We start from the raw sequence: 19,631 nt of genomic DNA on the forward strand, positions 1-19,631 counted from the left end.
AATAGTGTGTACATCCAGGAAGGGTCACAACCCTTATGTCAGAAGCGTCACGTGAAGGTGAGTATCCGGAAGTAGAACTTGATAGGCGATGCAGGGTGAGGTCGTAGTGCTGTCGGCAATCTGATGTCGGTTTGGCAGTTGTGCGCACCCCATCAGTATCTGTGAAGTAAAAGCAAACAAATATTCGATTTAATTAAGTCCCATCAACACTCACATTGCGATTGTACCGACACCTTGAGCAAGGAGAGACAGATGGCACATGCTAATCCCCGTGCACACGATTTTCCGATACAACCGGGTTTACTGATTGCTCTTGTTTTGAGCGGCGCGATCGGATTTGCGCTTGGTCAGTACTCACCAACCTTCGGAGCAGCCAACTCAAGTTACCAGCCCCCGATAGAGGACTGGCATGGTAACGTTATGCGCTCACATTGGACAAAGTGAGTACTGCTTTTAGTTCTGCCCCATCAGCGCAGGATCGAATGGGTAAGTGGTCAGGTTCTCGTAGCCGTCTTCGGTGATCAAGACCTGATCCTCCAGCTTGATCGAGAAATCTCCGCCAACCTCACCGACGCAAGCCTCGACACACAAGACCATTCCGGGCTCGAGCGGATAGTCGTATGAACCCTCGACAGCCTTGTCGGGATAGGCCACCAGCGGCCATTCATCACACAGACCGACCCCATGCATCAGACAGCCGTATTTCTGGGCTTGGAATTTATCATCCAGCTTGTGCGCCATGGCTGTCAGTTCAGGGATCATCACGCCAGGCTTCAACATTTCCATGTTGGTCATGATGTGTTCGTGGGCATGTTGCATGGCATAGATCATGTCGGCACGCGGTTTCTCGTCCCCAATCCACCAGGTTCGTGAGATATCGATGCAGATACCGTAAGATCCAATCAGGTCGGTATCGAATGCGATGATCTCATTCTTTTGGGTGATCCGAGGGCCGCACTCCTGAAACCAGGGGTTGGTGCGCTGACCCGAAGCCAGCAGACGGGTTTCGATCCATTCACCCCCGCGCCGGATATTCTCGGCATGCAGAACGGCCCAGATGTCGTCTTCGGAGGTCTTGCCATCGCCGACATTTGCCCGGGCAAATTTCTCCATTTCGCCCACAGCCGTTTCGCAGGCATGATTTGCACAGCGCATGGCAAGGATTTCGTCTGGCCCTTTGATCGCACGGGTCTTTTCGGTCAGCTCTTCGCCTTCCATGATTTCAAAACCTTGCGCCTCAAGCGCGCGCAGGCCGTGCAGCATGATCTTGTCGACCCCAAGCCGCTTGTTGTTTCCGCCGTGCTCCTCGATCAGTACGCGTACTTCGTTGGAAAACACGTCCGCAGCAACATCAACCTTGTCGCCGCGATCAAAGTAGAACAGGTCGGCGCCGGATCGCTGTTCACGTACCAGCGGATTGAAGGTCGAGAGGAAGGGTGAGTTCTTGTAGTCCCAAATCACCATATAGCCATCGGCGCACAAAAGAACGGCCCTGAACGGGTTGTGCGTGTTCCACAGCTGCATGTTCGTGCTGTCGGTGGCATAGCGAATGTTCAACGGATCGAACATCAACATACCACCATACCCACGGTCTACGATGGCTTGCGTCAAGCGCTTCCAACGGTGTTCCCGCATTCGTTCCAGGTTTGGAGGCTCCAACCCTGCGTTGGCCCATTCACCAAATGCCAGTTGTGTTGGGCCGATTTCGATCCGGTCGTTCTCGTTCGGAGTTCCATCACCCAGCGTTGCGCCTCGGGTCGGATCAATCTTGCGGGTATCCCGGTAGTGGTGGTTCACGGCTCGCCTCCCTGCTTGCAGGTAAAGCTTGAAGAGACAAATCCGCCGCGTCTCGGTGAATTGCGACGATATGGCCGTCGCTTTTTGACCGACATGAGACGGATTGAATGCTAATTCAGGTTCATGACGGCAATTCTACAGCAAGAAATTCCATACAACCCTCTGATTCAACGTCCATTGCCGGGCATCCAACCGGCAAGCATGGAGACCTGGTTGCATCAGGATGATGCATTCGCCGAGCAGATGCAGCGAAGAGAATCTTTGCTGAGCGAGCGGAGATCCGAAGTTCTGGCGCTGGATCCCCAAGCAATGGCTCCTGCACAAGAGCTTTTGGATATGGTGCTGGCGCAGGTTTATCCGACAGCATCGAATGTGGTCGTACGTCCAGATGGCGTTCAGGTCGCAATTGATCGAACGCAACCTCTCGATACTCTCTGCAGATTGGTGCAGGAGGATTTCTGCATCCTGCAAAAGATGGAAGATGAGCATGTGCTGACCGGTGCAATCCTGTGCTTTCCGGCAAGCTGGCGACTGTCTGAGAAGTTCATGAGACCGCTTCTCGATATCCATATTCCTGTTGCCAGCTATGATGCCAATGTTGCGCGACGTGTTCAGCGGCTCTTTGACGGGATACAGACAGGTCGTCCGCTCTGGCGGTTCAATGCTCTGTGGTACGAGGATGCAGAACTGCATCAGCCCCGCAGTGCAAACGAGCCGCGGGAGATACGCGACAGGTGTGGGGCGCAATACATGCGAAGTGAACGTCAGACTTTGTTACGCCTGCCAGAGACACGTGCGGTCGTGTTCTCGATTCACACCTACGTTCTTCCGGAACATGTGATGTCCGAAATGGAAAACCCCGCCTGATGACGGGGTCTCCAAGGAGGGTCGTTGGTAGTAAGTTTACATGCCAAGCGCGTTGGCAACGTCGGCAAAAGCGTTACTTGCATTCAGTGCAACGATCGCGACGGTGAACACCAGAACCTGTGTATTCAGGCGAAAATCCTCACCACGGATCAGGTTTACTGCTGCCATTGATAATGCGATTGGTGCAGAAAAACTTGCGACTGCCCCGGTCATGCCCCAGCTGGTAAGACGCAGAATATCACTGGGTCTTTCATCATCTGGTGCTTCGGCTTCTGGCTGGTCAACTTCGGGCACCGGCTCATTATCTGTTCTGAACGCGATGCTCAGCAACTGGTCGTCAGTCAGCTTGATCGGGCGGCCTGATGTTCTTGTTGCTGCGGATTCAAGATCGAATTCTTCCTGATCGGCGATGTCGATACCAGCAAATTGACCCGTTACGGATTCGAAAATCTGTTTGCGCTCCCGAGGTTTTCGAGGAGTGAATGAATCGAACGTGCTCAGGAACTGTTCAATCGTCAGAACAGTGTTCGGGGACAGCCATTCAACTCGCTGGGTCGAACAGATATCGACCATGCGATATAGCATTACCACCAGGATCAATTCGGAAATCTCGCTGTCGTCCAATAACTCGGAAACCGGGGTAATCGAAATCGCTAGCCTGTGCTTGGGACGCGAAACCGCAGGACGAGCCATGGTCTTCAACCCGGCCGCACGATCCAGACGTCCGTATCGGTCGTTCGCCTCATCATGCGTCGTTTCAAGATGCAGCCGAACAAGATAGTGGCTGGACACGATACTGGCTTCGGTCTTGCTGGTCAGCGTCTTGCGTTCGACCAGATGACCATAGTCTTCAAGTGTCGCAGAAACGGTGTGACAGAACCGCCGGAGCGCGCCTTCCGCGTCGCCGTTGAACTGAAGTCCACCATGGTATTTGTGCTTTGCAGTCACAGCACAGTCCTCTGCCATATGATTTCTGACACACAATCATAGCGAGACAAGTAGGGGAAAATTTGACGAAAATGCAAAAAAATGAATTTTTTGCAGGATTGATTACGCTTTGGAAACCAATAAAACGCCGGGTCAACTGGTTAGATGTGGCGATAATGTGGCGAAAATTGGGTGCGGCCAGCTAAGGCGAAACTTGACCTAGCTGTCGATTCGCAAGGCCATGATTGCGATGGATTGCTGATAAACAGATGCTGCGTTCCACTGCTGGATAACTGCAAAGTTCGGCTCTCCGGGTTGATAGCCCCGACCGGGTTTCCACCCTTTCTTACGCAAGAAATTTGCGGTCGAGGCCAGAGCGTCGGTCATGTTGTAGAAATCCACGCGGCCGTCTCCGGTGGCATCGACGCCATAGGTTATGGCGTTGCCAGGCAGAAATTGTGTATGGCCCAGTTCGCCATGTTTTGCCCCTTTTGTCGCCATGGTGATGCTGCCCTGATCCACCAATTTCAGCGCTCCGATCGCATGAGGAATAAAGAACTCAGACCGGCGACAATCGTAGGCCAGTGTTGTTATTGCGGAAACAACCTGACTATCGCCCATGAAATTCCCAAAGCCCGTTTCCATGCCGTGAATAGCGATCAGAACACCGGCGGGAACACCGTATTGTCGTTCCAGAGCCGCATAGAATTGCGGGTTGCGCGCCTTCCGCTTGCGCCCTTGAGATACGATGGTATCTGCGCCCCGAACCCTCATGAATTTGTCCAAGGAATACTTGAAGCTTTTCTGGTTGCGATCAGCTGCGATCGTCCTCGTGGCGTATTGGGTCTGCGCCAGCGCCTGCAGTCCCTTTTTGCGCACCCCTGCTTTGCGGGCCTGTTTGGCGAAACTCTGTTTCCAGGATTCAAAACCGGCGCTGGTATTGCCGCATGACGCAGCCAATCCAACAGAGGCGAAAGAGATGGCAATGGCGGCAACGGGAGCAACGAGAAGCTTCATGAACAGCACTCTTTCGATCTGACTAATCCGAATTTCAGGATAGCTGGCTCGGCTATCGCAAAGAAGTAAATTGATCAATTTGCGCCAAAACAGGCGTAAAACTACTTTGTCTGAGGCGCGTCGCCCTTGCAAGTGACCGCGACTGGCTCCTTGACGGATCTCAGCCCTGCCATGTTCTATGAGTATGAAATCAGGTTTCTTTCTCAGGGGGAGGCGGAGTTCCGATGGGCAAGACGTCGAACAGTCGCTGGTGGGTTCTTACCGCGATGGGCGCAATTCTTGGGGTCATTCTTCTTGATGAAACCGTTGTGGGTGTTGCATTGCCAACGATCCAATCAGATCTTGGCCTGAGCAGTTTGAGTGCACACTGGGTCGTGAACATTTATCTGCTTGTGCTCGCAGCGCTTGCTGGTGCTGCGGGGCGGTTCGGTGACATCATCGGTACGCGGAACCTGATCATCGTCGGACTACTTGTATTCGGCATTGCGTCACTCGCCGCAGGATATTCACAAAGTGGTTCAGGGATCGTCGTCGCGCGTGCAGTTCAAGGTATTGGGGCTGCCATTATCTTTCCGCTTTCACTTGTTCTGGTCTCGATGTCTTTTGATGAGGGTGAACGTGGAATGGCCCTTGGAATCTACGGCGCGATCGGGACAAGTTTTCTGGCACTTGGCCCAGTGGTCGGAGGCCTGTTGACCGACTATTTGTCTTGGCGCTGGATCTTTTGGATCAACCCGCCAATCGTTCTGATCGTAGCTTGCATCACTTGGGTGTTCTGGCGCGATCCACCCCGACGAGCCGAGGCTGGATTCGACTGGGCAGGTTTGCTGCTTCTGGTCGGAGGTCTCACCCTCACCGTTTTCGGCATCATGGAAGGGCCCGAGCGCGGTTGGGAGCGGATTGATGTCATCGGGCCTTTGATCACCGGCATAGTGATGTTGGCTTTGTTCGTATGGGTCGAACTGCGCACCACTGCGCCGCTTATCGCGATGCGACTGTTTTCCAATGGTACCTTTGCAGCATCAAACATGATCGTGTCGCTCGCCCAATTCGTCAAAATCGCAACCTTCGTGTTTGGTGCTTTGTATTTTCAGAAGTCTTCTGGTCTGTCTCCGCTGATGGCCGGAGTGGCATTGCTGCCAGCCGTGGTGCCACCTGTGCTAACTGCGACCTATGCAGGCAAAGCCGCAGACGCTTATGGAACCAGACTTCCTTCATTGTTCGGAGTTTTGGGCACCCTGATCGGACTGGTCTGTATGGCGATCGGTATGGGCCTGGATCAGAATCTGTTCGTATTTGCCGGGCTGTTGATTTCGGGTGTGGCTATTTCCTTCCTCTTTGTTCCTCCGCAGCGAGCCGTGATGATCTCGGTTCCGCCTGGAATGCAGGGACAAGCCGGGGGTATCGTGCTGAGCAGCCAGTTGTTGGGAGGAACGTTGGGAATGGCGGTCTGCAGCAGTACCTATGCAATGCTGGGATCGTTTGCTGCAGTGTTCTGGGTAACAGCAGTAATATCTGCTGCGGTTTTGATGTACGCCTACATCGCGATTGAGAGGAATGAGATCAACACGGCCGAAGGGACATGAAACGAAAAAGGGCGCCCATGAAAGGCGCCCCTGATCTTACCGCAAAGGGTTGAATTAGCAGCTGTAGTACATGCCGTATTCAACGGGGTGCGGGGTGTGCTCGTAGGTTTCGACCTCTTCCATCTTCAGTGCGATGTAACCGTCGATCTGGTCTTTAGTGAACACGTCGCCCTGCAGCAGGAAGTCGTGATCGGATGCCAGAGCTTCCAGAGCTTCACGCAGTGAGCCGCAAACGGTCGGGATGTCAGCCAGTTCTTCGGCAGGCAGATCGTACAGGTTCTTGTCCATGGCTTCGCCCGGATCGATCTTGTTCTTGATGCCGTCCAGACCGGCCATCAGCAGGGCAGCAAAGCACAGGTAGGGGTTCGCTGCCGGATCGGGGAAACGAGCCTCGACACGCTTGGCTTTCGGGCTTTCGGTCCATGGGATACGTACACAACCCGAACGGTTACGTGCCGAGTAGGCGCGCAGAACAGGAGCTTCAAAGCCTGGGATCAGACGCTTGTAGCTGTTGGTCGCAGGGTTGGTGAAGGCGTTCAGGGTTTTGGCGTGCTTGAGAACACCGCCAATGAACCACAGTGCTTCGTCCGACAGATCGGCATACTTGTCGCCAGCGAACAGCGGCTTGCCGTCTTTCCAGATCGACATGTTCACGTGCATGCCGGTGCCGTTGTCACCTGCGATCGGCTTGGGCATGAAAGTGGCCGATTTGCCGTAGGCGTGCGCAACGTTGTGGATGACGTACTTGTACTTCTGCAGCTCGTCGGCCTGTTTGGTCAGGCTGTCGAAGATCAGGCCCAGCTCGTGCTGGCAGGACGCAACCTCGTGGTGGTGCTTGTCGACCTTCATGCCCAGACGCTTCATAGTCGACAGCATTTCCGAACGCAGGTCCTGTGCTTCGTCGATCGGGTTGACCGGGAAGTAACCGCCCTTGACGCCCGGACGGTGGCCCATGTTGCCCATCTCGTACTCGGTGTCGGTGTTCCACGACGCGTCGGTTGCATCAACTTCGTAAGATACCTTGTTGATGCTGTTCGAAAAACGAACATCGTCGAACAGGAAGAATTCAGCTTCGGGGCCCATGTAGGCTACGTCGCCGATACCCGATGCTTTCAGGTAAGCTTCTGCTTTCTGTGCGGTGCCGCGCGGGTCACGCTCATAGGCTTCGCCGGTATCGGGCTCAACAACCGAGCAGTGCACGCAGATTGTCTTTTCCGCGTAGAACGGATCGACATAAGCGCTTTCGGTGTCGACCATCAGCTTCATGTCCGAAGCTTCGATCGATTTCCAGCCCGCGATAGACGAGCCGTCAAACATGAAGCCTTCTTCCAGAAAGTCTTCGTCAACCTGATCGGCCATCAGGGTCACGTGCTGAAGTTTGCCGCGCGGGTCGGTGAAACGAACGTCGACGTATTCGGCGCCTTCGTCCTTAATCAGCTGAAGAACTGCGTCCTTGCTCATTCTCTCATGTCCTCTGTTTGAGAATTCGATAATTGGCTTACAGAGCGTCCGAACCGGTCTCGCCGGTACGGATGCGGATGGCTTGTTCGACGGGCGAGACAAAGATCTTACCGTCGCCAATCTTGTCGGTTTTCGCTGCATCTACGATCGCTTCGATCGCTGCATCGACCTGATCGTCGTCCAGTACGACCTCGACCTTCACTTTGGGCAGAAAGTCGACGACATATTCCGCGCCGCGATACAGCTCGGTGTGTCCTTTCTGACGGCCAAAGCCCTTAACCTCGATCACGCTGAGTCCCTGGACGCCGACATCCTGCAGCGCTTCTTTTACTTCATCGAGTTTGAACGGCTTGATGATCGCTTCGATCTTCTTCATCCCGGGCTCCTATTAACTCTTGTCACTGTGGCACTGACCACGTCTAAATTCGGTCGGCAATGTGATTGCGAAAATGGTCCGGGTTGGACGCTGAGAAAACAGGCGGCAGGTCAAATTTTGATCGGCTTGCACAAAAAGTAATCAAAATTGAATCGCCGAGGGATTTGAGATGACGGAATTGCTAACAGCGGCACAGATGCGGGCGATTGAACTTGCAGCAATCGAGTCTGGCGAGGTGACCGGTCTGGAGCTCATGGAGCGGGCTGGACGCGGTGTAGTTGAGGCGATTTTTGAAGAGTGGCCTGAGCTGTCGAAGACATCTGGTACAGCCGTGGTTTTGTGTGGTCCCGGCAATAATGGCGGCGACGGGTTTGTCGTGGCGCGGCTGCTGAAGGAGTGGGGTTGGGAGGTTGCGGTGTTTCTCTATGGCGATCCCGAAAAGCTGCCGGCAGATGCGAGAGTGAATTATGATCGATGGCTGGAGTTAAGAGAGGTTGTACCGCTGACCGAACAGAATATGCGCAAGGGTGGTTTTGCCGATCTGTACGTTGACGCACTGTTCGGGACGGGGTTGAAACGCGGTTTGGACGGTGAACTGTTCAAGGTCGTTCGGCATCTTTCTGGTGTGAATGGGGACCACTACACCGACCGCATGATCAGCATCGACGCGCCATCCGGCTTGTGTTTGGACAGCGGGCGGGCGTTGCATCAAGAGGCTTCGAACCCATGGTCTCGCGAGGTGCTGGACAGTTTTCCTGTAGAGATACGGAACAAGATTGCCCAAGCGGGCGGCGCGCGTGCTTTGCGCGACCGTTTTGCGTGGTTGACCGTTTGTTTCGACAGCCCAAAGCCCGGGCATTTCCTGGCGCAAGGGCCGGATTTGTGTGGCAAGCTCGTTGTTAAAGACATCGGTATTTCCAAGCAGCGTTGCCGCTTTAACGGTGAACCATATGACGATGCTTTCACGTTGGGACCAAAGCCTTCTCGCAGGGCGAGCCGCCCTGCTTTTCTAACCCTTGCCGAGGCACCGGGCCGCGTGAAAGACGAGCGAACATGGGGTGGGTTGCCGCTCTATCGCTTGCCCAAATTCAAACAACATCACAAGTTCACCCACGGCCACGCCCTCATTTGCTCGGGTGGTCCGGCTAAGACCGGCGCTGCGCGGCTAGCCGCCCGAGGGGCTTTGCGCATTGGGGCTGGATTGGTGACGCTGGGTGTGCCTCCAGCGGCTCAGATGGAAGTCGCGGCGCAGGTGACAGCCATCATGCTACAGCAGGTTGAGGGGGCAGAGGGGCTGACCGACGTGCTTAAGGACGAGCGGCTGAACGCTCTCTGTCTTGGTCCTGGGTTGGGTTTAGAGTGTGCGCGGGATTTGGTGCCCGCAGCCCTTGAGGCAAAGCGCGCAACGGTTCTGGATGCCGACGCACTGACGGCTTTTGCGGATGATCCGGCATTGTTGTTCTCTCGATTGCACGAAAACTGCGTGTTAACCCCGCACGGAGGTGAATTTGCGCGGCTGTTTCCGGATATTGACGAAAAGCTGGCGGCAACGCCTACCGAAGGCCCGGCCTACTCCAAAGTGGATGCAACGCGCGATGCGGCCAAACGGGCAGGGTGCGTGGTTTTATTCAAGGGGCCGGATACTGTAGTTGCTGCACCGAATGGGCAGTGTGCGATTAACTCAGCGCACTACGATCGTGCAGCGCCATGGCTGGCAACGGCGGGCGCAGGGGATGTTCTTGCAGGTTTCATAACCGGTTTGCTGGCTCGCGGATTTAGTCCAATGCAAGCTGCCGAGACCGGAGCCTGGTTGCACGTGGAATGCGCGCGGCAGTTTGGACCCGGCCTGATCGCAGAAGATCTGCCCGAACAGCTACCTGAAGTTCTTAAAAAGCTGAATGTTTGATTGCGTTGCGCAAATAGTGGCCTACTGAGCGTAGGATTGGCGACTTTATGCCGGTTCATTCTGCGTTAATGCATAGCGAGTGTTTGCCAGACGCATAGCGGAAGGGCAGAATTTATTTGGGAGCAATTTGCTGCCACCTGGGCTTGTAAATGTAGCCTTTTGAAAAGAAATAAGAATGTGTCTTTCATCGCTGTGTCGGCTGTGGCGGATTTGCAATGAATATACGGCATGGACTGAGCGCCTCTGGAACCATCGCGTTCAGTAAACATTTGAGCAGTACCTGAAACCGGAACTTTTCATGGTGAGTGAAATGACCCTTAATCTCAAACTCTCTTCCGCAGCTGCAGTACTGGCCGCAACGACGGCAATTCCAGCCGCTGCCGAGTTGAAATACGAAAATAACAGTGGCGGATATGTCCTGCTGTACGGACAGTTCAACCCTGCACTCATCTCGGTAGATGATGGGCAGCAAACTGAGACCCGCGTGTTGGATAACGATCTGTCAAACAGCCGCGTTGGTTTGCGCCTGATGCAGCCGTTTGGCCAAAACGAGTTCACGTTCCGGTTTGAATCGGCACTGGGCCTGCCAAACTCGTCCGAATGGAACCAGCTTGGTACCAACTTCAGCGGCTGGACGCGTGAAGACATCCGCCACGTTGATTTTGCACTAAAGGGCAACTGGGGTAAATTCTCAGCCGGTCAGGGCAGCATGGTATCGGATGGTGCTGCCGAAGTAGACCTGTCCTATGTAGGTACGGCGCTTTACTCATTTACCAATGATGAAAACTCGGGCTTCTTTTATCGCGGCACTGACGGCATTCTGAGTGACATCACCGTCGGCGACTCCAGCAGCAACTTTGATGGCTCACGCCGCGGTCGTATTCGTTATGACACGCCCAGCTTCAACGGATTCTCTGCCGGTTTTGCATATGGTCAGAACATTCTGTCCAGCAGCGATGATGACGACTACTACGACGTAGGTGTTTTCTATAACAACACCTTCAGCGGTGGCGTCGAGTTCTCGGCGGGTGTCGCTTATGCAGTTCGTCAGGCAGACGATAACTCGGGTGATCGCAAGGACACCATCGGTTCGGCCTCGGTTCTGCTGCAAAACGGTCTGAGCTTTACCGTTGCAGGCGGTACACGAAGCAATGATGCGGTTGGCGCATCTGATCCGAACTACTGGTATGGCAAGATCGCATATGAGGATGACTGGATTTCGTGGGGTAAAACCGGGGTCGGTATCGACTACTACGACGGCGCTGATTTTGAGAATGACGGATCCAGCACAAGAGCCTGGGGTATCGCCGTTGTTCAGCGTATAGACAGCATTAATACGGATGCTTACCTGAAGTATCGCAACCATGACTTCAAAGACAGTGTGTCCTTTGACAAGAACGAAGCATGGGTGCTTGGCGCCCGATGGAGGTTCTGACCAGATCTCTTTGTGATCTGAAAACGCCTCGGCTCGCACCGGGGCGTTTTTTTGTTTGTTAGGCCGGTAAAACAGGGCAGATCTGGCACTTGCCCCTTGCACGCGGGCGGCTGGGCAAATAGAAGGCGTCAAATTTGCCCGGCGCGCCGTTTTGCGCGCCCCGAATCCTATGGGGACTACCATAATGCAGGTTACCGAGACGCTGAACGAAGGTCTGAAACGCGGTTACAACATCACTGTCACCGCCGCCGAGCTGGACGAAAAGGTCAACGAAAAGCTGACCGAAGCGCAGCCGGAAATCGAAATGAAGGGTTTCCGCAAAGGCAAGGTGCCGATGGCGCTGCTGAAAAAGCAGTTTGGCCAGCGCCTGCTGGGTGAAGCGATGCAGGAATCCATCGACGGCGCGATGAACAAGCATTTTGAAGACAGCGGCGAACGTCCTGCCCTGCAGCCCGAGGTCAAGATGACCAACGAGGACTGGAAAGAAGGCGATGACGTCGAAGTCGCAATGTCCTATGAAGCGCTGCCTGAAATCCCTGAGGTAGACCTGAAGTCGGTCGAACTGGAAAAGCTGGTAGTCAAAGCAGATGACGCAGCTGTCGAAGAAGCACTGAACAATCTGGCCGAGACAGCGCAGGATTTCAAAGCGCGTCGCAAAGGCTCCAAAGCCAAAGATGGTGACCAGATCGTATTCGACTTTGTTGGTAAAGTTGACGGCGAAGAGTTCGAGGGTGGCTCGGCAGAAGATTATCCGCTGGTTCTGGGCTCGAACAGCTTCATTCCTGGCTTCGAAGAGCAACTGGTTGGCGTAAAGGCCGAAGAGGAGAAGGACGTCAACGTAACCTTCCCTGAAGAGTACGGTGCCGAGCACCTGGCTGGCAAAGACGCTGTTTTCACTTGCACCATCAAAGAGGTGAAAGAGCCCGTCGCTGCTGAGGTCAACGATGAACTGGCTACCAAATTTGGTGCAGAAGATCTGGCTGCGCTGAAGGCTCAGATCGCCGAGCGTCTGGAAGCAGAATACGCCGGTGCATCTCGCGCAGTTATGAAACGTGCCCTGCTGGACGCGCTGGATACAAAGGTATCGTTCGACCTGCCGCCGTCGCTGGTTGATGCCGAAGCCAAGCAGATCGCACATCAGCTGTGGCACGAAGAAAACCCGGAAGTGGAAGGTCACGACCACGCCGAGATCGAGCCGACCGACGAGCACAACAAGCTGGCCGAACGCCGCGTACGTCTGGGTCTGCTGCTGGCGGAACTGGGTCAGAAAGCCGAAGTGGAAGTTACTGATGCCGAGATGACTCAGGCAATCATGAACCAGGCACGTCAGTACCCGGGACAGGAACGTCAGTTCTTCGAGTTCGTGCAGCAGAACGCTCAGATGCAGCAGCAGCTGCGCGCGCCGATCTTCGAAGACAAGGTTATCGACTACGTCTTCGAACTGGCTCAGGTTGCAGACAAAGAAGTCAGCAAAGATGACCTTCAGAAAGCCGTTGAGGCACTGGAAGAGGAATAATCCTCTTCCTTCCCCTGATCAGGGGCCAAAATAAAGCGGAGCCGTCTGAAATAAGACGGCTCCGCATGGGTGGCTTTGACTTATGAGGTGAGGGGGTCAGGCCTCATGAGCAAAAGCACGGGGGGTCTTTAACAGAGCAGTCTTTTGCTCTGGGGTGAACCGATCCGAAAGTGCCTCGATCAATCTGAGAACAGCTTCGACTTCGGTTTTCGTTGTTGCCGAGTGCATTTGCTCGACAAAGTACTTTTCCAGTTCAGTGAGCGGTTGGTGGTCTAAATTAGCGGTTGTGGCGTCTTGCTGGAACGAAATCCGGCTTGCTTCAAACCTTTCGAGTGCCTGCTCATCCGTCAGGAAGACGTCGTGATCAATTTCGGCATATTCGCGAATGGCTGAGATACGCTCATCCGAGCAATCCATCAATGCCGCCATCGCAACAACCTTGCCCATCGGTTTTGCTGATCCGACATAATCGCACGGCGCATTGCCCGAACGCTGAAGCACCCGATTCATGACTGGGTCAATGACCGCGATCGCATCCAGAACACCCGCCTCCTGGGCGTATTCGAATGAGCCGATCATGACCTCACTGGTCACGTAGGATACGGAATTCTTACCGCGTCCACGTCCAAGCTTCTTTGTGTCTACGCAGAAGCGGGTTGCTTCCCATACCTGAGAGCTTCGAATGGGCGGTTCGCCGTCCATAATCGAGCTGAATACATCGGCCAGCATGTGTGGCCCGGTGGTCTGCAAAAGGCGCATGCACCCAACGACGTCCCCCTCGTCGTTGATGCTGACCACGTGTGCAGGATGCAGGTCGTCGAACTGGTCTTTCTCACGCCCGTCTTGGATATTTACATCCCACCCAAGGCGATCCCCGAACACACGGGCCCGCAGTTTATACATGTCATCCAAGACATCATTGAACTTATGCTGGTTGATACCATCAATTACGATGATCATTCCATCCCCCTACAGTCTGGTTACCGTAGAGAGGAGATTAACTTAGTTTCGAAACAAGACTATTGGGGATTTCCCGTAATTTTGGGCCTAATTTGATTACCCAGGGTAGATTAAACCCAGACCTATTGCCCTTCCGATGGCTTGTGGGGTAGTCAAAGCACCCAATTTTTCACGACCAGAGCGCATATGAACTTCGACTGTACGGTGAGAGATGCAAAGAATATCACCGATATCCTGCTGAGATTTACCTTCAGCTGTCCATTGTAAGATCTCTTTTTCGCGCGATGACAGGGCAGGTAGATATAGCGCCTTGGCCAGCAATCCTGACTGCATAACGGTATCATGCGCCTGTACAGCTGCCAACTGAAGATCCCCCATGACGTGTTTCTTCAGCTTTTTCCATTCGGTGTCAGAACAATCCTTGGTGACACTCAACAAGCCACATTCGCCATATGGCCCCCGGATCGGAACAGTCAGCCCGCGATCGGTTATTCCAAAATCATGGGCGTCACGGAAAACGGCATTGAACTTGTCATCATGATTGAAACGCCCCCAATCAACGGGCGCAATACTCAGCGCGGATTGATAGAGCGTTGGATCAACCTTATGAAAGCCTTGGCTCCCATAATGAATCTTCCACTCGTCAGGGTAATTTGCATAACCCTGCACGTCGCCCTTAACTGGGTGTGTGGTCGCATAAGAGGCGTAGTCGAAGCCAAGCTCATCACATACAGAGTTAATGATGTCGTAAGCCGACTTCTCCTCGTGATCTATTGCGGCCAAGTCGATGAGCTTCAACTGTCCAACCTTTGTACCGTCGGCAGCGTTCCCCAACAAACTGCCATATCTTTCCCCATAGAAGTCTACGTTGCGTCAACCAAAGGGTCTTGTGCAAGCCATTTGTGTATATCACATGGGCTTATTGAGTGCTATTGGCAACAGATTAACTCGATTCTGTTAGTTTATTGCGGCTAATCCACACCAAACGGTCTTTGGCCGAGGGTTTTTCGCAAATCAGACGACATTATTCTTTGACCAACCCGGTCTCGACCAACATTCCACGCTTTTTTGCCTCGGGATAGTAGCCCTTGGCATACAAAAAGATTGCTCGTTGCTGATCACCGTCCGACAGAAGCCATGCGCCGCGCAGGTATTTTCCTGCAAACTCGAGATTTGTATCTGCATCCAGCAACCCTTGAGCATTTCCGGTGTAGCCCATCGATCGCGCGGTAGCGGGAAGGATCTGCAGTAAGCCATAGTAAGGGCGGTTTACGGCCCAGGGACGGTGGGTGCTTTCGCGAATGGCAAGTTTATGCAGCAATTCACGCGGCAGCTCGTAGTGATCCGCCCATTTGTTGATTGATTCACGCAGCTCGGGCGTTTCATTGGGGTAGAGTGGGGGATTGAATGTATCTTGCGTCGGCGTATCCGGGCCACCGCAAGCGGCCAGCGGAGCAAAGAGAACAAAGGCCAATACGCTGCGGCGAAAGTAGTCAGTCATGGGGAATCTCCGAGATGCGATGGCCGATGATATGGTGCCATCATCAGACTGCAAGCTTAGGTCTGAATTCTGGCCAAATTTTGCTCGTATGGCGCAAAGAAAAAAGGCCGCGCAATCATACGCGGCCTTTCGTATCTGAAATCCAAAAGGATTAGGCTTTGGCTTCGTCTTCCTCAGCCGGAGCAGCTTCGGGAGCCAGCTCTTCGTCTTCCGAGGCGGCCGAGCCGATGTCGTCGAACAGTTCGGCGATCTCGAATTCAGCAGCGGCTTCTTCTTCGGCTGCCAGTTCCTGGATCGATTTGCCCGATGCCTGCAGTTCGGCTTCTTCTTCCGAACGGGCAACGTTCATTTTGATCTCAACTTCGACTTCGGGGTGCAGCTTAACTGCAACCGAGTGCAGGCCCAGTTCCTTGATCGGTGCGATCAGGATGACCTGTTTCTTGTCGACGGTGAAACCAGCGTCGGTTGCGGCGTCTGCGGCGTCACGCGGGGTGACCGAGCCATACAGGGCGCCGGCGTCCGATGCCGAGCGAATCACGATGAACTGCTGGCCGTCCAGCTTTTCAGCCAGTGCTTCAGCTTCTTTCTTGGTTTCCAGGTTGCGTGCCTCAAGCTGCGCTTTCTGGGCTTCGAACGAGGCGATGTTCGACTCGGACGCGCTCAGCGCTTTGCCTTGGGGCAGCAGGAAGTTGCGGGCGTAGCCAGGCTTGACGTCAACGACGTCGCCCATTTGACCCAGTTTCGCAACGCGTTCCAGAAGGATAACTTGCATGTCAGTCTCTCCTTACTTCACGGCGTAGGGCAGCAGGGCGAGGAAGCGGGCGCGCTTGATAGCACGGGCCAGTTCACGCTGCTTTTTCGCCGAAACGGCGGTGATGCGCGAAGGAACGATCTTGCCACGCTCAGAGATGTAGCGCTGCAGCAGACGAGTGTCTTTGTAGTCGATCTTCGGCGCGTTGTCGCCCGAGAACGGGCAAACCTTGCGGCGGCGGAAAAATGGTTTTGCGGCCATGGTATATGTCCTTTCGTCAGGCGTTGATCAGCGGCGCTCGCGGCGGCCTTCGCGCTCATCGCGCTTCTGCATCTGGACCGAGGGGCCCTCGGCATGCTCGTCGACCTTGATGGTCAGAACGCGCATGACGTCGTCATGCAGGCGCATCAGGCGTTCCATTTCCTGAACGGCGCCGGCGGGGGCGTCGGTCTTCAGGAAGGCATAGTGGCCCTTGCGGTTCTTGTTGATCTTGTAGGCCATCGTCTTGACGCCCCAGTACTCGCTTTCGACGACGTTGCCGCCGTTGTCAGCCAGAACGGTGCCGAAATGTTCGACGAGGCTTTCTGCCTGCGCGTTGGACAGGTCCTGACGCGCGATCATTACATGCTCATACAGTGGCATGTGCACTCCTGTTTCTATCAAGGCGCATTTCAAAGGCGGGGCCATCTGGTCCTTCGCGACCCTGCCACGAGAGGCTGCGCGATTCATGTGTATTGCGAAGGATGGCCCCATATACACGTTTGTGGGGCAGGGGCAAGTCCCGCCACATATGCCTTGGTGAAGTCGTCCAATTTCCATTGGGGTGCCCAATTCCTGACGCTTTTCGGCTCAAAGTTGTTTGCAAGCCGGGAGTTACCCGGGTGGTCGGAAAACACAGACAGGGCAAAAGCGATGGCCGTGATGAATACGAACACATTTCAACAAGCGGCGCCGAACTCGGCGTATGATGAATCTGTACCGGTGATGATCACCTTCGCGCCGAACTGGAAAGCGCGACTGATCCTGTTCCGCGTGCTCGGCGCATTCCTTATCGTTTCAGCGTTTTCGATGTGGCTGATGCCCGGTTCGGTGGCCGGTGCAGAGGTTTGGCCGATCAAGCTGGTGGCTTCGATGGTGTTCCTGATTGCAGGGGTAAGCCTGCTGACAATCGAAGTGCTGGATCCGCGCCCTGACGCTTATTTCGATCCGATCCGTCGCGAAGTACGTGTGTTGCAAAAGAACGAGAATGGACGTCCGCAGACGGTTCTGCGCCGCGGCTACGACTCATTGGGCGGTGCACGATTTGCAGATGATGAGGTCGAACTGTTTGATGTTGATGGCAGTGTTCTGATGAAGTTGCCGCTGGAATCGGCGGATGTCAGCCGAGCGCTGAAAGGCCAACTTAGCGGAAGTGTCGCGATTTTCGCTTAAAAACGCGTCTGTTCATTAAGGAACAGAATTTGTGAGAGAATAGAGGTTGTGTGCCGCCCTTGGGCGGCACATTTTCGTTGTTGAGCAACCCAATAGGTTTGCGAACACAAAATTGCGGAGATTGTCATGAAATCCACCCTCCTTGCTGCTGCACTGGCCGTATCAGCGACAACGGCGTTTGCGAGCGCCGAAAAATATGTTCTGGACCCCAGCCATAGCCAGGTCGTCTTCAGCTATAACCACCTCGGGTTTTCGACGACCTATGGCATGTTCTCAGGTTTCGAAGGCGAGATCATGTTCGATCAGGAAGATCCCGCAGCTTCGAGTGTAAGCGTCTCGATGCCTGTCGTTGAGATGATCACCGGCTGGAAGCCGCGCGAAGACCACTTCATGACTGAAGATTTCTTTGGCGTTGCCGAAGGTGACCTGATCACATTCACCTCGACCGGAATCGAGGTCACAGGTGAAGGCACTGCGAACATCACCGGCGATCTTACCATGAACGGCGTAACCAAATCTGTGGTTCTGGATGCAAAACTGAACCAGGTTGCCGAGCATCCGATGGCAAAGAAGCCATGGGCAGGTTTCGACGCGACCACAACGCTTGTACGCAGCGATTTCGATCTGGGTCAGTTTGCACCCTTCGTCAGCGATGAAGTCGAAGTCAGGATTTCGGTCGAAGCTCAGAAAGCTGACTAAAGATCCGGTCGTAAGACAAAAAGAAACCGCCGGTTGCTATCGCTCCGGCGGTTTTTTAGTTTGCTCACATCTACTCGGACTCGGTTGCGGTAAGCTCAACTGAAACGGTAACGGCAAAAGCAAGCGAGTCTTCAGCAGGCATGGACTTTCCGACATCGAAATCAAGACGGTTCAGTTCCAATTCCCCTGCCATGGTTGCGGTGTCGTCTTCTATATCCAATGTGAAGGGTAGAACGACATCCAGTGTCTTATCTCTGATCGTCAAGGGGCCACGGGCCTCGTATCCTTGTTCGGTTTTGTAAAGATCAGCCGAGAACTGCGCCGTCGGGAACTGGGCATTGTCAAAGAAATCAGCTCCCATCGCCTGATCGGTGACGGTTCCAAGGCTGAGCGATCCAATTGCAACCGTGACGTCGACTGAACCGGCCAACCCGGGATCATCGGTCTCGTCAAAGGTGATTGCAGCAGTCCAATCGGCAAATGTTCCGGTCACCGGGCTGCCGAGCTGAGTTATGGTGATGGACAAGTTTCCTTCCTGCACCTTCCAGTCGGATTGCACTTCGGTCAGTTCGGTTGCGTCAGTTTCACCGTGTGCGTCCTCATCGAAGGTACCGGTCATCCAGCCACCGGACAGCACGCCTACCCAGACAATTGCAGCAGCTAAAGCAGGAACCATCGAGTGATGCTGATCGGGAGGTTGAGGGGCATCAGAGCGTCCAGGCAGCATGCGGCGCAAAGTGCTGTCCCTGTCCACGACATGGTGTTTCAAAGCGCCCATAATATGAAGAGCCAGTGCCCCGACCAAAGTCCACATGAACAGCCAGTGAAGGTTTGCGGTCAATTCGGCCAGATGAGCCGATTTGGGGACCAAGGGCAGGTTTTGTCCAAAGGGCCAGAGGATCGGAGCAAACCCTTCGGCAGCGGCGTGGTGAACCCAGCCACTGAGCGGGACGAGCACAAGCGATCCGTATAGCAGCCAGTGAACGGTTTCTGCGGCAAATGCTTCGGACTTGTTTTCTGCGTTCAAAAGACCGGGCTTTGTTTGCGTCACGGCCCATAGAATGCGCGCAAGCGCGACGAAAAATACCGTGATCCCGATCGTTTTGTGCAACGAGAAAAGACGGGCTGCGCGCGCGATATCTTCTTCGGTTGACGCAATACTTGGGTCGTAGATTGCATGGGCCATACTTTCAGCGACCCAGCCGAGGGGCAGGGCCGTCAAAATCAGCAGGGCGGTTAGCCAGTGGAAGGCTTTGGTCACTCCGCCATAGCTGGATATGGTGTTAGTCAGGGGCATCTGTCGCAGGCTCCAATTGATTGGCTGCGGACACCCTAATTGGCTGGTGCAAACACACAATAGCGTAGTGCGCACAGAATAAGTGTCAGAATGCAGAGCTTGTG

The 19,631-nt window shown here is 54.3% G+C and carries 19 protein-coding genes; 7 read left to right on the forward strand and 12 right to left on the reverse strand.

Annotated features, from left to right (window positions below; all coding sequences use genetic code 11):
• Positions 1 to 453: 453 nt before the first annotated feature.
• A complete protein-coding gene (gene dddP / locus ACR0CW_RS05600; protein ID WP_480787092.1) occupies positions 454 to 1,797 on the reverse strand; it encodes a dimethylsulfonioproprionate lyase DddP in 1,344 nt (447 codons plus the stop codon).
• A 123-nt stretch (positions 1,798 to 1,920) separates the two neighbouring features.
• On the opposite strand from dddP, the gene ACR0CW_RS05605 reads away from it, so the two are divergent.
• Positions 1,921 to 2,664 (forward strand): heme-dependent oxidative N-demethylase family protein, encoded by a 744-nt coding sequence (locus ACR0CW_RS05605; protein ID WP_480787093.1) that lies wholly within the window; start codon positions 1,921 to 1,923, stop codon positions 2,662 to 2,664.
• A 36-nt stretch (positions 2,665 to 2,700) separates the two neighbouring features.
• Here the strand turns inward: ACR0CW_RS05605 and ACR0CW_RS05610 are convergent, their stop codons facing one another.
• The gene (locus ACR0CW_RS05610; RefSeq protein ID WP_480787094.1) at positions 2,701 to 3,630 is read right to left on the reverse strand and encodes a hypothetical protein; all 930 of its coding nucleotides are present in this window, start codon (positions 3,628 to 3,630) and stop codon (positions 2,701 to 2,703) included.
• Positions 3,631 to 3,810: 180 nt separating this feature from the next.
• Positions 3,811 to 4,608 (reverse strand): lytic murein transglycosylase, encoded by a 798-nt coding sequence (locus ACR0CW_RS05615; protein WP_480787095.1) that lies wholly within the window; start codon positions 4,606 to 4,608, stop codon positions 3,811 to 3,813.
• Positions 4,609 to 4,832: 224 nt separating this feature from the next.
• Here ACR0CW_RS05615 and ACR0CW_RS05620 point away from each other — a divergent pair, with 224 nt between their 5' ends.
• Positions 4,833 to 6,194, forward strand: coding sequence for an MFS transporter (locus ACR0CW_RS05620; RefSeq protein ID WP_480787096.1), 1,362 nt, complete (start codon positions 4,833 to 4,835; stop codon positions 6,192 to 6,194).
• A gap of 54 nt (positions 6,195 to 6,248) precedes the next feature.
• On the opposite strand, the gene glnA is transcribed toward ACR0CW_RS05620, so the two are convergent.
• Both glnA and ACR0CW_RS05630 read right to left on the reverse strand, forming a co-directional pair.
• Positions 6,249 to 7,655: a type I glutamate--ammonia ligase gene (gene glnA, locus ACR0CW_RS05625; protein ID WP_155151118.1), complete on the reverse strand. Its 1,407-nt coding sequence runs from the start codon at positions 7,653 to 7,655 to the stop codon at positions 6,249 to 6,251.
• Between the two features lie 37 nt (positions 7,656 to 7,692).
• Positions 7,693 to 8,031: a P-II family nitrogen regulator gene (locus ACR0CW_RS05630; RefSeq protein ID WP_108800222.1), complete on the reverse strand. Its 339-nt coding sequence runs from the start codon at positions 8,029 to 8,031 to the stop codon at positions 7,693 to 7,695.
• A gap of 169 nt (positions 8,032 to 8,200) precedes the next feature.
• On the opposite strand from ACR0CW_RS05630, the gene ACR0CW_RS05635 reads away from it, so the two are divergent.
• From ACR0CW_RS05635 to tig, 3 genes are all read left to right on the forward strand, one after another.
• Positions 8,201 to 9,937 carry an NAD(P)H-hydrate dehydratase gene (locus tag ACR0CW_RS05635; RefSeq protein WP_480787097.1) on the forward strand — a complete coding sequence of 579 codons (1,737 nt, stop codon included), beginning with the start codon at positions 8,201 to 8,203 and terminating at the stop codon, positions 9,935 to 9,937.
• 310 nt (positions 9,938 to 10,247) lie between these two features.
• Positions 10,248 to 11,372 (forward strand): porin, encoded by a 1,125-nt coding sequence (locus ACR0CW_RS05640; RefSeq protein WP_170330993.1) that lies wholly within the window; start codon positions 10,248 to 10,250, stop codon positions 11,370 to 11,372.
• Positions 11,373 to 11,556: 184 nt separating this feature from the next.
• Positions 11,557 to 12,888: a trigger factor gene (gene tig, locus ACR0CW_RS05645; RefSeq protein WP_155151109.1), complete on the forward strand. Its 1,332-nt coding sequence runs from the start codon at positions 11,557 to 11,559 to the stop codon at positions 12,886 to 12,888.
• A 96-nt stretch (positions 12,889 to 12,984) separates the two neighbouring features.
• On the opposite strand, the gene ACR0CW_RS05650 is transcribed toward tig, so the two are convergent.
• The 6 genes from ACR0CW_RS05650 to rpsF form a co-directional block, all read right to left on the reverse strand.
• Positions 12,985 to 13,848, reverse strand: a complete 864-nt coding sequence (locus ACR0CW_RS05650; RefSeq protein WP_480787098.1) for an acyl-homoserine-lactone synthase — start codon at positions 13,846 to 13,848, stop codon at positions 12,985 to 12,987.
• A gap of 96 nt (positions 13,849 to 13,944) precedes the next feature.
• Positions 13,945 to 14,646, reverse strand: coding sequence for a helix-turn-helix transcriptional regulator (locus tag ACR0CW_RS05655; protein WP_170330989.1), 702 nt, complete (start codon positions 14,644 to 14,646; stop codon positions 13,945 to 13,947).
• Positions 14,647 to 14,872: 226 nt separating this feature from the next.
• Entirely contained in the window at positions 14,873 to 15,349 is a 477-nt protein-coding gene (locus ACR0CW_RS05660) for a lytic transglycosylase domain-containing protein (RefSeq protein ID WP_155151877.1), read from the reverse strand.
• Between the two features lie 151 nt (positions 15,350 to 15,500).
• Positions 15,501 to 16,121, reverse strand: a complete 621-nt coding sequence (rplI, locus tag ACR0CW_RS05665) for a 50S ribosomal protein L9 (protein ID WP_170330987.1) — start codon at positions 16,119 to 16,121, stop codon at positions 15,501 to 15,503.
• Positions 16,122 to 16,133: 12 nt separating this feature from the next.
• Complete coding sequence (gene rpsR, locus ACR0CW_RS05670; RefSeq protein WP_005982441.1) at positions 16,134 to 16,361, reverse strand: 30S ribosomal protein S18; 228 nt, start codon at positions 16,359 to 16,361, stop codon at positions 16,134 to 16,136.
• 27 nt (positions 16,362 to 16,388) lie between these two features.
• Positions 16,389 to 16,742, reverse strand: coding sequence for a 30S ribosomal protein S6 (gene rpsF, locus ACR0CW_RS05675; RefSeq protein WP_155151103.1), 354 nt, complete (start codon positions 16,740 to 16,742; stop codon positions 16,389 to 16,391).
• Positions 16,743 to 17,021: 279 nt separating this feature from the next.
• Here rpsF and ACR0CW_RS05680 point away from each other — a divergent pair, with 279 nt between their 5' ends.
• The gene (locus ACR0CW_RS05680) at positions 17,022 to 17,531 is read left to right on the forward strand and encodes a hypothetical protein (protein WP_209016419.1); all 510 of its coding nucleotides are present in this window, start codon (positions 17,022 to 17,024) and stop codon (positions 17,529 to 17,531) included.
• A 126-nt stretch (positions 17,532 to 17,657) separates the two neighbouring features.
• The gene (locus ACR0CW_RS05685) at positions 17,658 to 18,230 is read left to right on the forward strand and encodes a YceI family protein (protein ID WP_155151097.1); all 573 of its coding nucleotides are present in this window, start codon (positions 17,658 to 17,660) and stop codon (positions 18,228 to 18,230) included.
• A gap of 70 nt (positions 18,231 to 18,300) precedes the next feature.
• On the opposite strand, the gene ACR0CW_RS05690 is transcribed toward ACR0CW_RS05685, so the two are convergent.
• Positions 18,301 to 19,527, reverse strand: coding sequence for a cytochrome b/b6 domain-containing protein (locus ACR0CW_RS05690; RefSeq protein ID WP_480787099.1), 1,227 nt, complete (start codon positions 19,525 to 19,527; stop codon positions 18,301 to 18,303).
• Positions 19,528 to 19,631: the final 104 nt, after the last annotated feature.

This window comes from Ruegeria sp. CH6 (assembly GCF_056537005.1).